Below are 13,979 nucleotides of genomic sequence, written 5' to 3' on the forward strand. Positions count from 1 at the left end.
ACCACGGGAGAAGGCATGCGAAACAAGGGACTGGGGCACTGGATGCTGGCCCCGGCGCTGCTCCTGCTGCTCGCGCTGATAATCGGGCCGCTGTTCTATTCGGCCGGGTTGTCGGCGTACAGCTGGAATCTGACCGACATCGACCTGCCCAAGCAGTTCACCGGGCTGGCCAACTACACGAAGCTGTTCGGCGATCCGACCGTGGGGACGGCGGTCCTCAACACGGTGATCTATGTGGTGTTCGCGGTGGGGATCGAGCTCGTGCTCGGCTTCCTCGTCGCGGCGGCGCTGTTCGAGATGACCAAGGGGCGCAGGCTCGCCAACGCGTTCATCCTGCTGCCCATGATCATCGCGCCGGTGATCACGGCGCTGCTCTGGCGGTATCTGCTCGACCCGCAGTTCGGGCTGGTCGCGCAGCTCACCGGCACGTCGATCGGCTGGTTCGGGGACGCGCAGCTCGCGCTGCCCGCACTGATCGCGGTCGACGTCTGGCAGTGGACGCCGTTCGTCATCCTGATCCTGCACGCCGGGATGTTGTCGATCGGGACCGAGCAGTTCGAGGCCGCCTCCATCGACGGCGCGGGGCGGCCGACGATCTACCGGCGGATCGTGATCCCGGCGATCGTGCCGCAGGTCATGATCGTGCTGCTGTTCCGCACGATGGACACCTACCGGATCTTCGACACGGTGTTCGTGCTGACCAAAGGTGGTCCGGGTCTCTCGACCGAGACGATCGGGCTCTACACGTACCGGACCGGCTTCTCTTATTTCGACATGGGCTACGCCATGGCGCTGAGCATCTTCATCCTCGTCACAGTCGTGATCATTTCGAGCGTCTACATCAGGTTGTTGCGCCGCCGGGAGGTGCTCACGTGAAACGACGGGACTGGTGGGTGATCGGGAGCTACGTCGTCGTCGGCGTGTTCCTGCTGTGGGTGCTGGTGCCGATCGTCACGGTGGCGCTCAACTCGCTCAAGTCGCCGCAGGACATCTTCTCCTCGACGCCCCAGCTGGTGTTCACCCCGACCGGCGACAACTACGGGAAGGTGCTCGGGGAGCTCAGCTTCCAGACCTTCCTGGTCAACAGCACGATCGTGGCCCTCGGAAGCACGTTGTTGTCGATCGTCGTCGGGGTGCCGGCCGCCTACGCGCTGGCCCGGCTGCCGGTGCGCGGGCGGGAGTGGTGGGCCTGGCTGATCCTGTTCACCCGCATGGTGCCCGCCGTCGCGCTCGTGGTGCCGATGTTCGTGATCTTCCAGCGGCTCCAGCTGCTCGGCACGTATACGGCGCTCGTCGCCGCGCACACCACGTTCAACCTGCCGATCGTCATCTGGATGATGCGGTCGTTCTTCGAGGAGCTGCCGCGCGACCTCGAGGAGGCGGCGCAGGTCGACGGGACCGGGCGGTTCGGCGCGTTCCTTCGGGTCGCGCTGCCGCTGACCTCTCCCGGGCTGGCCGCAACCGGGGTGCTCTGCCTGCTGTTCTCGTGGAACGAGTTCCTGTTCGCGCTGGTGTTGTCGGGCCGGGAGACGCAGACGGTGCCCATCGGCGTGGCCTCGTTCATCGGGACCGTGTCGGTCGACTGGGGCGGCAGTTCGGCCGCCGCGGTGCTCGCCATGATCCCCGTCTTCGTGCTGGGGCTGGCGGCCCAGCGGTTCCTCGTACGCGGCCTGACCTTCGGAGCAGTGAAAGGGTGACCATGATCATCGGCGCGCAGTACTACCGGCCGCCCAACCCGCCGCGCGCAGACTGGGACCGCGACCTCGGCCGGATGCGCGCGGCCGGGCTCGACACGGTGAAGTTCTGGGCCTGCTGGAGCTGGCTGAACCCCGCGCCGGGGGAGTTCGACTTCGCCGACCTCGACGAGTTGATGGACCTGGCGGCCGGGCACCGGCTGGGCGTGGTGATCAACACGATCCTGGAGAACGCGCCCTACTGGCTGGAGGAACGGTTCCCGCACGCCCGCTACGTCGACCACGAGGGCCGCGCGATCCAGCTCACCGCCGCGATGAACACCCCCGGCGGCGGCTGGCCGGGCCTGTGCTTCGACAACGAGGAGGTGTGGACGGCGGCGTCGGCCTTCCTGGAGGCGCTGGTGAGCCGTTACCGGAACCACCCGGCCCTGCGGTTCTGGGACGTCTGGAACGAGCCCCACCTGGAGCCGGCCTCCTACTTTCCCGACCGGATCTACTGCTACTGCCCGGCCTCCCTCGACCGGTTCGCGGCCCGGCTGCGCGACCGCCACTCGCTGGCGGAGCTGAACACGGCCTGGTCGCGGCGGTATTCGTCGTGGGCGCAAGTGGCCCCGCCCCGGGTGTTCGAGGCGGTGCCCGACATGATCGACTGGCGGGAGCACTGGTTCGCCAACCTGGCGGGCTGGCTCGACCGGCGTTGCGAGATCGTACGCGGGGCCGATCCCGGGACGCCGGTCATGACCCACGTGGCGCTCAGCGGCTTCACCGGCCAGCTCGCCACCCACACGCTCGACGAGTTCGACCTGACGGGTCCGGTCGATCTCTTCGGCACGTCGAGCTTCCCCACCTGGCTGATGGGCGACGACCCGGTCGAGCACCTGTTCAACCTCGACGCGGCCCGGGGCGCCGCCGCCGGGAAGCCCTTCTGGCAGGCCGAACTCCAGGGCGGCCGGGGACGGCGCGACGGCTACCGGAGCACCGGCCACCCGAGCGCCGACACGGTCGGGTTGTGGATGTGGAACTCGATCGCCTCCGGGGCCACGGGCGTCGTCTTCTGGCAGTGGCGGCCCGAACTGCTCGGCCCGGAGAGCCCCGGGTACGGTCTCTGCGCCCCCGACGGGTCGCCGACCGACCGGGTGAGGGCGGTCACCGACTTCGCCTCGGCGGTGCGGGACCTCGGCGAGGTCGTGCCGGAACCCGGCCGGACCGGGCTGCTGGTCTCCCGGCGGTCGGCGCTGCACGCCTTCGCCACCGACCGGGGCATGGACCTCTACCGGGACGCGGTCATGGGGGCCTACCGGCTGCTCTGCGACGCCGACGTGCCGGTCGAGATCCTGCACGACACCCGGGAGATCCCCGGTCACATCGAGGCGATCTACTGGCCGATGCCGTCGGTCGCCTCGCCCGGCCTGGTGCGGGCCCTCGAGGCGTTCGTCGCCCGGGGCGGGGTGCTCGTGGCCGAGGCCGCGCCCGGCGAATACGCCCCGAACGGCGCGCGGTCGCCGCGCATCCCGCTGGAGGGCCTGTTCGGCGTCCGTCATCTGGACGCCGACCTGGCGCAGGGAGAGATCGACTTCGCCGGTGTCGCGCTGCCCACGTGCTGGCAGCGCGACCACCTGGAACCGGCCGGCGCGCAGGTGCTGGCGTCGTTCGCCGACGGCTCCCCGGCGATCACCCGCCACGGGACGGCCGTGCTGGCCGGGACCTACTTCTCACTCGCCTACGGACGCGAGCCCGACCCGGCGCTGCGGTCGGCGGTCACCGGCCTGCTCGGCGCGACCGAGGGCACGCCCGGCCTCTACACCCGTCCGGTGACGATCAAGGGCCGGCCGGCCGTCATCGTGGTCAACTGGACCCACGAGGAGCAGACGACACGTGTGGGGGAGGTGACGGTCGCCGTCCCGCCCCGGCGTGGTCAGATCAGTTTCGTCAGGTGAGCGAGCATGCGCCCCACATCCGGTTCCACCCCCGTGAACAGCCGGAACGACCCGGCCGCCTGGAAGACGACCATCCCGCTCCCGTCGAGGGTGCGGCAGCCGAGCCGCCGCGCGTGCCGCAGCAACTCGGTCTCCAGCGGCCGGTAGACCACGTCGGCCACCCACAGGTCTCGGCGCAGCAGCCCGGGATCGAGGGGGAGGCCGGGGTGGGCGGCCATGCCGACCGGGGTGACGTTGACCAGGCCGTCGGCGTCGGCGAGGAGCGCGGGCAACTCCGCGGGAGGCGCCGCGCGCAGCCGGCCGGGTGTGTTCAGCCGGGTGGTCAGTTCCGTCGCCCGGGTCGAGTCGACGTCCACCACCGTCACGCGCTCGGCCCCGAGCGTCAGCAGGGCGTGGGCGACGGCCGCGCCGGCGCCGCCCGCGCCGAGTTGCACCACGTGCCGGGTGGCCGCCCCCGGGAGGCCGCGCCGGAACGACTCGGCGAAGCCGGTCCAGTCGGTGTTGTGGCCGATCGCGCGGCCGTCGCGGAAGAGCACGGTGTTCACCGCGCCGAGCTTCGCGGCGTCGGGTGACAGGTCGTCGAGGTGGTCGATCACGGTCTGCTTGACCGGGTGGGTGACGTTGAGGCCGTCGTACCGGGCGAGGCGGGTGGCCCGGATCAGGTCGCCGATGGGGTCGGTGAACTCGATGCGGCGGTAGAGGTAGCGGAGGGCGTGGTGGTCGGCTTCGTGCTCGTGGAGGGCGGGGCTGAGGGAGGGGCCGATGCCTGCGCCGATCAGCCCGATCAGGTAGGACGTCATCACGGTCCTCCTATGTACGAACTAGTGAGTTAACTTATACCCCAGCACCCTTCAGGTAGGCCACGACCATCTCGCCGACCATGGTGCGCAGGCGTTCGCGGTGTTCGGGCGCGGTCATGTCGCGTCCGAAGAGGGCGCCGAAGGTGTGCTGGTTGGCGACCCGGAAGAAGCAGAACGAACTGATCATCATGTGGACGTCGATCGCGTCGGCCCCGGTCGTGAAGTCGCCGGTGGCGTGGCCCGCGTCGAGGATGCGCGAGATCAGGTCGAGCACCGGCGCGCCCAGGTTGGCCAGCACCTCGGACTTGCGGATGTGCTCGGCCCGGTGGACGTTCTCGATCGCCACCAGCGCGATGAAGTCGCGGTGGGCGTCGTGGTGGTCGAAGGTGAGCTGGGCGAGGGTGCGGATCGCCTCGACCGGGTCGAGGTGGTCGACGTCGACCGTCTTCTCGACCGCCCTGACCTCGGCGTAGGCCTTCTCCAGCGCGGCGATGTAGAGCTGTTCCTTGCCGCCGAAGTAGTAGTAGATCATGCGCTTGGTGGTGCTGGTCAGGTCGGCGATCTCGTCGACCCGGGCGCCGGCGTAGCCGCTGCGGGCGAACTCGGCCATCGCCACGTCGAGGATCTCGGCGCGGGTGCGGTCGGCGTCGCGCTGGCGGTCCCCGGGGGTGGACATTCGGCTCCATGAGGTGGACGGGATCTACTCGCGCCTCATTTTATGGCCGTGCTGCGCCGCCAGCCTGACGGGCGTATTGGCCGCGCCGTAACCGGAATATCCGCCGATGCGCTGCACCACCTCGAAGAAGACCCGCCCGATCGTGGCCGTGTAGAGGTGCAGGAACTCGCCGTCGCCCGCGCGGTCGTACAGGACGTCGGTGCCGCGCAGGTCGGGGGCGCCGGGGAAGCGGGCGTCGAGGTCGTCGTAGTAGTTGGCGGGGATGCGCAGCGGCGGCTCCCCGGCCGCCGTGAGCCGCCGCGCCATGCCGACGACGTCGTCACAGACGACCGCGACGTGCTGCCACGGGACGTTCGACGCGGTGTCGGCCATGTTGAGCGCCAGCATCACCTTGCCGTTCACGCTGGTCATGGCCCGGCTGCGGACCAGCCCGTAGGGATCGGGCAACTCCAGGCTCTCGTGGGGACGCAACCCCAGCACACACCGGCACCAGAGCGACGCCTCGGCGAAGGGAGCGGTCAGCGCCACGTGGTCGATGGCCGACTCGCCCGGTCGGGGCGCGCAGAAGACGACGCGGGTGCCGTCGGGGGCGTGGTCGGGGGCCGACAGGGCCGCCACGTGGGCGTCGGCCGCCGCCGGATCGGGGGTGCCGATGCCGACCGCGCGCAACTCCGCCGCGTCGCCGCCGTCGACGAGCCGGACCCGGTCGACGCCGAGCACCTCGACCAGCCGGCGCAGCCGCTCGCCGTCGGGCCCGGTGGCGAGCTCGACGTAGCCGAAGTCCGTGAGGTCGGGCGGCGCGCCGCCCCCCGGATCGCGCTCCAGGAAACGCAGGGACAACATCGCGTCGGCGGCCGTCCGCACCGGGTCGGCACGCCGGAAGACGTCGTTGAACACCTCCAGCGACAGTGGCCCCCGGTATCCGGCCGCCAGGACGTGGCGGGTGAAGCCCGCCAGGTCGAAGTCGCCCTGGCCGGGGAAGCAGCGGTAGTGCCGTGACCACTGGAGGGTGTCCATGGTCAGCCGGGGCGCGTCCGCGAGCTGGAGGAAGAAGATCTTCTCGCCGGGGATGGCCTCGATGCCGACCGGGTCGGTGCCCTTCGACAGGATGTGGAAGCTGTCGAGGCACACCCCGAGCGCCGGATGGCCGGCCATCCGGACGATGCGCCACGACCGCAGGTAGTCGTCGACGTGCCGGCCCCAGGCCAGCGCCTCGTAGGCGATCCGCACCCCGTGCGCGGCGGCCCGTTCGGCCAGCGTGTGCAGCTGCTCGGCCGCCAGGGCGTCGTCGTCGATCGCCTGGGGTGACACGTTCGAGCAGACCAGCAGCAGGTCGGCCCCCAGCCGGGTCATCAGCCGGAACTTGTGCTCGGCCCGCCGCAGGGCGTCGGCGAAGCGCTCGGGCGGCAGCGCCTCGGCGTCGCGGAACGGCTGGTAGAGCTCGACGCGTAAGCCCAGGTCGGCGGCCATGAGGCGGACGTCCTCGGGGGAGAGCGGGCAGGCCACCAGGTCGTTCTCGAACAGCTCGAAGCCGTCGAACCCGGCCGCCGCGACGGCGTGCAGTTTCTCCGGCAGCGTCCCGCTCAGGGAGACGGTCGCGATCGACTTCCGCACAGGGCCTCACCACTAATGTACGAACTAGTGAGTTATTTGACTCCATCATCTTGACACGCTGAGGGCGTGAACGCAGCATTGCGGCCACACGTTATGAACTATCCAGTTAGGACAAGCTTCATGACCCAGGCCACCCCCCGCCGCGCCGCCCTCGCCGCCTGGATCGGCAGCGCCCTGGAGTACTACGACTTCTTCATCTACGGCAGCGCCGCCGCGCTGATCTTCTCCAAGGTCTTCTTCGACGACTCCGACCCCGCGACCGCGACCCTCCAGTCGCTCGCGTCCTTCGGCGTCGCCTACGCCGCCCGCCCCGTCGGCGCCCTCATCCTCGGCCACATCGGCGACCGGTTCGGCCGCCGCCGCATCATGGTCTTCACGCTGGTGCTGATGGGGGTGGCGACGTTCCTGATCGGCTGTCTGCCGACCCGGGAGCAGATCGGCGGCCTCGCGCCCGTGCTGCTGGTCCTGCTGCGCGTCCTGCAGGGGCTCTCGGCGGCGGGCGAGCAGGCCAGCGCCAACTCCATGACGCTGGAACACGCCCCCGAGAACCGGCGCGGCTACTTCACCAGCTTCACCCTGAACGGCACCCAGTTCGGCCAGATCCTCGCCACGCTCGTCTTCATCCCGGTCGCGGCGTTGCCCGAGGAGCAGCTGCTGTCGTGGGGCTGGCGGGTGCCGTTCTGGTGCAGCGTCGTCGTGGCGGTCGTCGGCTACCTCATCCGCCGTCACCTCGACGAGACCCCGGCCTTCCAGGCGCAGGTCGACGACGGCTCGGTGCCGCGCATGCCGCTGGCCGAACTGTTCCGCACCCACTGGATCGACGTGCTGCGCGTCGTCGGCGCCGCCCTGATCGCGACGGTCAGCACCATCTTCACCGTGTGGGCGCTCAACTACGCGACGAGCGACGCCGTCGGCCTCGACCGCGCGGTCATGTTGTGGGTGGGGGTGCTCGCCAACGTGGTCGCGCTCGGCGCGATCCCGCTGTGGGCCCGGTTGTCCGACCGCATCGGCCGCCGGCCCGTCTTCCTGGTCGGCGCGATCGGCAGCCCGATCATGATCTTCGCCTACCTGGCCGCGATCAACTCGGGCAATTACGTCCTCATCTTCCTGGCCGGCTGCGTCTGCTTCGGCGTCGTCTACTCGGCGTCCAACGGCATCTGGCCCGCCCTCTACGGCGAGATGTTCACCACCCGCGTCCGCCTGTCGGGCATGGCGATCGGCACCCAGATCGGGTTCGCGGTGGCCGGCTTCGCGGTCGCGTCGGCGGCCGGCATCATGACCGACGACGGCTGGCTCGGCCTGCAGGGATGGGTCGGCGTGGGCATCTTCACCGCAGTCCTCTGCGCGGTCAGCGCGATCTCCGTGCTGACCGCGAGGGAGACGTACCGGGTGCCGACGGCCGAGCTCGGCCGCCGCGAGACCGCCGGCGTCTGAGGGGTCACCCCTGGGGCAACCACACCCGCATCGTCGCGGGGCCGTGGTTGCCCCACTGGTAGTAGGGGCGCAGCCGCAGCCTGACCGCCTCGGTCTCGGTGCGGGCACGCGGGCCGTACGGCCACGGCCGGTCGTCGGCCGAGGTCAGGTGGGCGTCCACCTCGATCTCCTCGTCGACGACCTCGGGGGCGCGCGAGGTGTCGACCGTGATCCGGGTCAGCGGCGGCTGGTCGCCGGGAGACTCGGCGCAGTAGACGAGCGGGCCGCGTTCGACCGCGACGCAGCCGCGCAGCGCGTCGATCCGGGGGTCGGGTTCGACCCAGCGCGGGGTCATCCGCAGGTCGACCGACACCTCCTCGCCCGCCGCCCAGACGCGCGACCACTCGGCCGTGCCGCCGCCCGCCCACATCGGCAGCCGCAGCGACAACACCCGCAGCCGGTCGGGGGCCCGCAGCACGCGCAACGTCGCGGCGCCCTGCCACGGCATCTCGGTGTCCACCTCCACCACGAAACCGTCGTGCTCGATGCGGGCCGGGGTCAGGTGGTGGATCTGCAGGCCGGCGTCGGTGCCGGTCGCGACGTACGCGGGCAGGGCGGCGAAGGTGCGCGCCAGGTTGGTGGGGCAGCAGGACACCGCTCGCCAGGAGGCACGCAGTCCGCCGTCGGCGCGCGGGCTGACTCCCGATGTGACCTCTCCGGCGACTCTGACCTGCAGCGGGTTGGTGTAGAAGAACGACCGGCCGTCGAGCGCGGGCCCGGCGGCGATGACGTTGTAGAAGGTGCGCTCGGCCTGGTCGGCGTAGCGGCGGTTGCCGGTGGCCAGCAGCAGGCGGTGCGACAACATGAACGACGCCACCCCGGCGCACGTCTCGTTGTAGGCGCGGTCGGGCGGCAGCTCCCAGTCCTCGCCGAACGACTCGCCGTTGTGCCGCGAGCCCATGCCGCCGGTGAGGTGGGTGCGGCGGGCGACGGTCCGCTCCCACTGGCGTTCGACCAGGTCGAGCAGGTCGCGGTCGCCGGTCTCGACGGCCAGGTCGACCACCGCGCCGGCCAGATAGAGGGCCCTGACCGCGTGGCCGCGGAAGACCTCGGCCTTCCTGACCGGTACGTCGTCCTGGAAGTAGGCCCGGCCCAGCTCGATGTCGGCCAGCGCCGGAGTGCCCCGGCGGTCGATGAACCGGCGGGCCATCTCGAGATAGCGTTCGGCCCGGGTGACCCGGTAGAGCTCGATCAGGGCCATCTCGATCTCGGGGTGCCCGCAGACGCCCCGGTTGTTCATGAACACGTCGCAGACGTGGTCGGCGGCCCGTTTCACCAGCTCAAAGAGCTCCCCGCCGCCGGACGCCCGCGCCTGCGCCACCCCCGCCTGGATCAGGTGGCCGTAGCAGTAGAGCTCGTGGCCCCACTCCAGGTCGCTGTAGCGGGCGTGGCCCCACTTCGTGTTCAGGTAGCCGTCTGACTGCTGGGCGGCGGCGATCACCGAGGTCAGTTCGTCGAGGCGGGGGTCGTGGACCCAGGCCATGCCCTCCATCAGCTTGTAGACCTCGGAGTCGCTGAACTCCCGGCCCCGGCGCGCGGCGCCGGTGAAGTTGGCCGCCCAGCCGACCCGGCCGATCCATTCGTAACAGTGGTCGATGATCGTCTCGGTGGGCAGCGAACCCCAGAAGCCGGGGTTCAGACGTACCGAAGAGACCCCCAGAGGCGTCAGCACGCCGCCCGACGGAACGACAGGACTATCCACGCAGAGCTCCAGACATGAATCCGCGCACGTAGTGGCGCTGGAGAACGAGGAACAGGACCAGGCACGGAATCGCCATGACCATGACGCCCGCCTGGAGCACGCCGTAGTCGATCGCGCCGAACGTGCGCTGCGTCATGCTCACCACGGCCACCGGCAGCGGGAAGCTGGCCCCGTCGCTGAGCAGGATCAACGGCGCGAAGAAGTCGTTCCACGACGCCAGGAACGCGAACAGCCCGACCGTCACCAGCCCCGGCCGGACGGCGGGCAGCAGCACCGACAGCAGCACCTTCAGCGAGCCCGCGCCGTCGACCAGCGCCGACTCCTCGATCTCGCGCGGGATCGCCTCGAACGAGTTGCGCATCATGTACAGCGCGAACGGCAGCTGGAACATGACGAACACCAGGCTCAGCCCGAGCAGCGAGTTCTGCAGGCCGACGTAGTCGAGCAGCACGTACAGAGGGATGAGGATGGTGGCGTAAGGCACCATGAGGATCGCCAGCGCGGCCAGGAACAGCAGGTTCTTGCCGGGGAACTGGAACCGCGCGAACGCGTAGCCGCCCAGCGTGGCGACGATGAGGGTGCCGGCGACCGTCATGGCCGAGAGCGCGAGGCTGTTGCCGACGTAGGTCGCCAGCCCCTCGCCGAAGCCGATGATGCTCCGGTAGTGGGTGAGGGTGAACCCCTCGGGCCCCTGCACCGACGCCCAGCCGCTCCAGATCAGCGGGAACAGGAAGATGACCGCCAGCGCGAGCCTCGGCGAGTAGTACTTCATCGGGTCGTCGCCCCCCTGAGGATGCGCATCTGGACGGCGTTCAGCGCGACCAGCACGACCAGCAGCACCACCGACAACGCCGCCGCGCCGCCCAGGTCGAAGCGGAAGAACGCGTTGCGGTAGACGACCATCACCATCGACACCGTGCTGTTGTCGGGCCCGCCGTTGGTGAAGATGAAGAACTGGTCGAACGCCAGCAGCGACCCGGTGATCGACAGGATCAGCATCAGCGCCAGCGTCGGCCGCAGCAGCGGCAGGGTGATCCGGGTGAAGATCTGCCAGCGGTTGGCGCCGTCGGCGCGGGCCGCCTCGTACACCTCGACCGGGATCGCCTGCAGGCCGGTCAGCAGGATCAGCATGTTGAACCCGGCGAACCGCCACAACACCAGCAGGATCGTCGAGGTCAGCGCCATGTTCGGGGAGCCGATCCAGTTCACGCCGAGGAAGCCGAAGGGGCCGAAGTCGTTGTTCAGCAGGCCGTAGAACAGCAGCGCCGCCGCGGCGAACCCGACCGCTCCGGGCAGGAAGAACGCGGTACGGAAGAAGCCGACCCCCGGCCGGCGGTCCTGCACCAGCAGCGCCAGGCCCAGCGCCACCGCCGAGAGCAGCACGGTGATGATCACCGTGTACTTCAGCGTGAACAACACCGAGTCGAGGAACAGCGGGTCGTCCGGGATCTTCGTGTAGTTGGCCGGGAAGTTGGGCCTGGCCGGGCCCAGCAGCGGCCACTTGTGCAACGACATGACCACGACGAGCACCAGCGGCGCGATGAACAACACCGCCACGATGACCGCCGTGGGAGCGGCGTACGCCCACCCGGCCAGCGCGCGTGCGCGCCGGAGCCGGGGGGCGGTCGAAAGCGGACTGCTCACTGCGTGAGCGACTGGTTGAGGGTCTCGTTGAGTTCGGGCAACTTGGCGGCGTCCCCGAACAGCGCCTCACGGGCGAACCGGAGCCACGGCCCCTGCGGGTCGTTGTACGTCTCCCCGAACTTCAGCGCGTAGGGCGTCTGGCCCTTGCCGACGAGCGAGTTGATGAGCACGACGCGCGGGTCCTCGGCCGAGTACTTGTTGTCGGCCAGGTCGGTGCGCGCGACCACGTCCTTGTTCTTGGCCATGATCTCGACCTGGGCCTCGTCGGAGACCGTCCACGACAGGAACTCCCAGGCCGCGTCGACGTTCTGCGAGGTCGAGGAGATGCCGACGGAGTCGCCGCCGACGAACGTCGACTCGCCGCCGTCGGGACCGGCGATGGGCGCGACGCCGATCTTCATGTCGGCCGGCATCGAGCCGAGCGTGGTGGACGGCATCGGCATGACGCCGATCTCGCCCTTCGGGAAGAAGCCGGTCCAGGTCGGGCCCTGCTCCTCCTTCGTGGTCGGGCCGGTGACGCCGTTGTCGTACAGGCCCCGGTAGATGGAGAACACGTCGGTCATGGGGGAGGAGGCCACGGTCGACTCGGTGCCCTCGGCGTTCATGACGGTGCCGCCGGCCGCCCAGACCGAGGGCCAGAAGGTGAAGACGTAGCAGCCGCCGCAGTTGCCGCCGAAGAACGTGCCGTGCACCTTGCCGTCGGCGCCGAGCTTCTCCTGGACGGTGGTGGCCTGCTCGGCGAACTCCTTCAGGGTGGTCGGGCCCTTCTCGGGGTCGAGCCCGGCCTTCTCGTACAGGTCCTTGTTCCAGAACCAGACCGACAGGTCGAGGGTGTGCGGAAGGGTGTACTGGCGGCCCTCGTAGGTGCCGAGCTTCATGTGCGAGGGGGCCAGCGCGTCCTTGAACGGCAGCGCCGCGATGCGGTCGGAGATGTCGGCGAACAGGCCCTGCGAGGTGTAGTTCGGCACGAAGATGACGTCGGCCGCGAACACGTCGGGCAGCTGCTTGGCCCCGGCCGCCGCGGCGATGCGCGGCTGATAGTTGTCCGTCGGAATGACGGTCAGTTTGACCTGGTTCGTGTGAGACTTGTTGTACGCCTCCACCAGGCGCTCACTCTGCGCCTGGGTGGCCGCCCGGGTCCACATCGTGATGGTGGTCGGACCCGAAGCAGCCGTGCCACCAGCGGGGGCGTTCTCCTCCGGGGCGGCAGAACCACATGCGGCCATGGATGTCGCGAGGAGCGCCGCCGCGGCGAGCGCGGGGAGTCTTCTGAGCATGGGGGGTTCCTCTCGACCGAAAAACTGAAAAGGTTTTCGGAAATGTAGCCGCAACATACGCCCCGATCGGGGACGTGTGAAGCCCTTGCTCTGTCACAAATGCGCAGCTACCTTCTGCGGGTATACCACCACTACGGAAAAGGCTTTCGATGCAACGTATCGCCACGATCAGCGATGTGGCCCACCTGGCCGGGGTGTCGGTCGCCACTGCGTCGAAGGCGCTCAACGGCAAAGACCAGGTCCGTGCCGAGACGCGGCAGCGGGTCCTGGAGGCGGCGGAGCAACTGTCGTTCAAGCCCAATCCGGCCGCCCGCAGCCTGCTGGGCGGTCCCACCAAGACCGTCGGACTGCTGACCAGCGACAGCGTCGGCCGTTTCGGCATCCCGGTGCTGCTCGGCGCGGAGGACGCCTTCGGCGCAGGCGAGATGGCCGTGCTGCTCTGCGACGCGCGCGGCGACTCGATCCGGGAGCAGCACTACATCCGCACCCTGCTGGCCCGCCGGGTCGACGGCATCATCGTGGTGGGCGAGAGCACCGACGCGCGCCCGTCGATCAGCCGCGAGCTGGGCGTCCCGGTCGTCTACGCCTACGGTCCGTCCGACGATCCCGACGACGTGTCCTTCGTACCGGACGACCTCGAAGGATCCCGCACGGCCATCAAGCACCTGGTCACCCTCGGCCGCCGCCGGATCGCGCACGTCACCGGCCTGGCCACCTACCAGGCGGCGCGGGAACGCGCCGAAGGCGCCGCCGCCGCGCTCGACGACGCCGGCTTGGAACCGGGGCCGGTGTTCTGGGGCCAGTGGTCGCAGCGCTGGGGCCGCCAGGCCGCCGCGATGGTGCTGCACGCCGACCCCGACGTCGACGCGGTGTTCTGCGGCAGCGACCAGATCGCGGCCGGGTTCGTCGAGGCCGCCAGGGAACGCGGGCGGCGCATCCCCGAGGACATCGCCGTCGTCGGCTACGACAACTGGGAGGTGCTGGCCGCCGAGAGCCGGCCCCCGCTGACCACCATCGACCCCAACCTGGAGGTGCTCGGCCGCACGGCGGCGCAGCATCTGTTCGCGGCCATCGACGGCCGTGCCACCCCGGGCGTGCACCGCATGCCGGTACAGCTCGTCATCCGCGACTCCACCTGATCCTCGCACCGCCATCCGGGTGG

At 70.0% G+C, this 13,979-nt stretch carries 12 protein-coding genes; 5 read left to right on the forward strand and 7 right to left on the reverse strand.

Features of this window, described 5'->3' with window-relative positions; translation table 11 throughout:
• Window positions 1–15: 15 nt before the first annotated feature.
• From AW271_RS14055 to AW271_RS14065, 3 genes are read left to right on the forward strand one after another with little or no spacing between them, the layout of a single operon-like run.
• On the forward strand, window positions 16–876 hold the full coding sequence (locus AW271_RS14055; RefSeq protein ID WP_083976607.1) for a carbohydrate ABC transporter permease: 861 nt from the start codon (window positions 16–18) through the stop codon (window positions 874–876).
• Window positions 873–1,697 carry a carbohydrate ABC transporter permease gene (locus AW271_RS14060; protein ID WP_062336786.1) on the forward strand — a complete coding sequence of 275 codons (825 nt, stop codon included), beginning with the start codon at window positions 873–875 and terminating at the stop codon, window positions 1,695–1,697. The genes AW271_RS14055 and AW271_RS14060 overlap by 4 nt, the downstream gene beginning before the upstream one ends.
• A gap of 2 nt (window positions 1,698–1,699) precedes the next feature.
• The gene (locus AW271_RS14065; protein WP_062336788.1) at window positions 1,700–3,631 is read left to right on the forward strand and encodes a beta-galactosidase; all 1,932 of its coding nucleotides are present in this window, start codon (window positions 1,700–1,702) and stop codon (window positions 3,629–3,631) included.
• Here AW271_RS14065 and AW271_RS14070 read toward each other — a convergent pair.
• Genes AW271_RS14070 through AW271_RS14080 form a run of 3 tightly spaced genes read right to left on the reverse strand, consistent with a single transcriptional unit; the run spans window position 3,610 to window position 6,721 of the window.
• Complete coding sequence (locus tag AW271_RS14070) at window positions 3,610–4,431, reverse strand: shikimate dehydrogenase (protein ID WP_062336790.1); 822 nt, start codon at window positions 4,429–4,431, stop codon at window positions 3,610–3,612. The two genes, AW271_RS14065 and AW271_RS14070, sit on opposite strands and share 22 nt — an antisense overlap.
• Before the next feature lie 34 nt (window positions 4,432–4,465).
• The gene (locus tag AW271_RS14075) at window positions 4,466–5,107 is read right to left on the reverse strand and encodes a TetR/AcrR family transcriptional regulator (protein WP_062336792.1); all 642 of its coding nucleotides are present in this window, start codon (window positions 5,105–5,107) and stop codon (window positions 4,466–4,468) included.
• 24 nt (window positions 5,108–5,131) lie between these two features.
• Window positions 5,132–6,721, reverse strand: a complete 1,590-nt coding sequence (locus tag AW271_RS14080; protein WP_062336794.1) for a sugar phosphate isomerase/epimerase and 4-hydroxyphenylpyruvate domain-containing protein — start codon at window positions 6,719–6,721, stop codon at window positions 5,132–5,134.
• A 120-nt stretch (window positions 6,722–6,841) separates the two neighbouring features.
• On the opposite strand from AW271_RS14080, the gene AW271_RS14085 reads away from it, so the two are divergent.
• Entirely contained in the window at window positions 6,842–8,155 is a 1,314-nt protein-coding gene (locus AW271_RS14085; RefSeq protein WP_157554122.1) for an MFS transporter, read from the forward strand.
• A gap of 4 nt (window positions 8,156–8,159) precedes the next feature.
• Here AW271_RS14085 and AW271_RS14090 read toward each other — a convergent pair whose 3' ends face one another.
• Genes AW271_RS14090 through AW271_RS14105 form a run of 4 tightly spaced genes read right to left on the reverse strand, consistent with a single transcriptional unit; the run spans window position 8,160 to window position 12,817 of the window.
• Window positions 8,160–9,896, reverse strand: a complete 1,737-nt coding sequence (locus AW271_RS14090) for a glycoside hydrolase family 127 protein (RefSeq protein WP_062336799.1) — start codon at window positions 9,894–9,896, stop codon at window positions 8,160–8,162.
• Window positions 9,889–10,668, reverse strand: coding sequence for a carbohydrate ABC transporter permease (locus AW271_RS14095; RefSeq protein WP_062336801.1), 780 nt, complete (start codon window positions 10,666–10,668; stop codon window positions 9,889–9,891). The genes AW271_RS14090 and AW271_RS14095 overlap by 8 nt, the downstream gene beginning before the upstream one ends.
• On the reverse strand, window positions 10,665–11,540 hold the full coding sequence (locus AW271_RS14100; RefSeq protein WP_062336802.1) for a carbohydrate ABC transporter permease: 876 nt from the start codon (window positions 11,538–11,540) through the stop codon (window positions 10,665–10,667). The genes AW271_RS14095 and AW271_RS14100 overlap by 4 nt, the downstream gene beginning before the upstream one ends.
• Window positions 11,537–12,817, reverse strand: coding sequence for an ABC transporter substrate-binding protein (locus AW271_RS14105; RefSeq protein ID WP_062336805.1), 1,281 nt, complete (start codon window positions 12,815–12,817; stop codon window positions 11,537–11,539). The genes AW271_RS14100 and AW271_RS14105 overlap by 4 nt, the downstream gene beginning before the upstream one ends.
• A gap of 149 nt (window positions 12,818–12,966) precedes the next feature.
• Between AW271_RS14105 and AW271_RS14110 the strand changes: the two genes are divergently transcribed.
• Window positions 12,967–13,956, forward strand: a complete 990-nt coding sequence (locus tag AW271_RS14110) for a LacI family DNA-binding transcriptional regulator (RefSeq protein ID WP_062336807.1) — start codon at window positions 12,967–12,969, stop codon at window positions 13,954–13,956.
• Window positions 13,957–13,979: the final 23 nt, after the last annotated feature.

The sequence above is a fragment of the Herbidospora sakaeratensis genome, from assembly GCF_001570525.1.
Taxonomy (GTDB): Bacteria; Actinomycetota; Actinomycetes; order Streptosporangiales; family Streptosporangiaceae; genus Herbidospora; species Herbidospora sakaeratensis.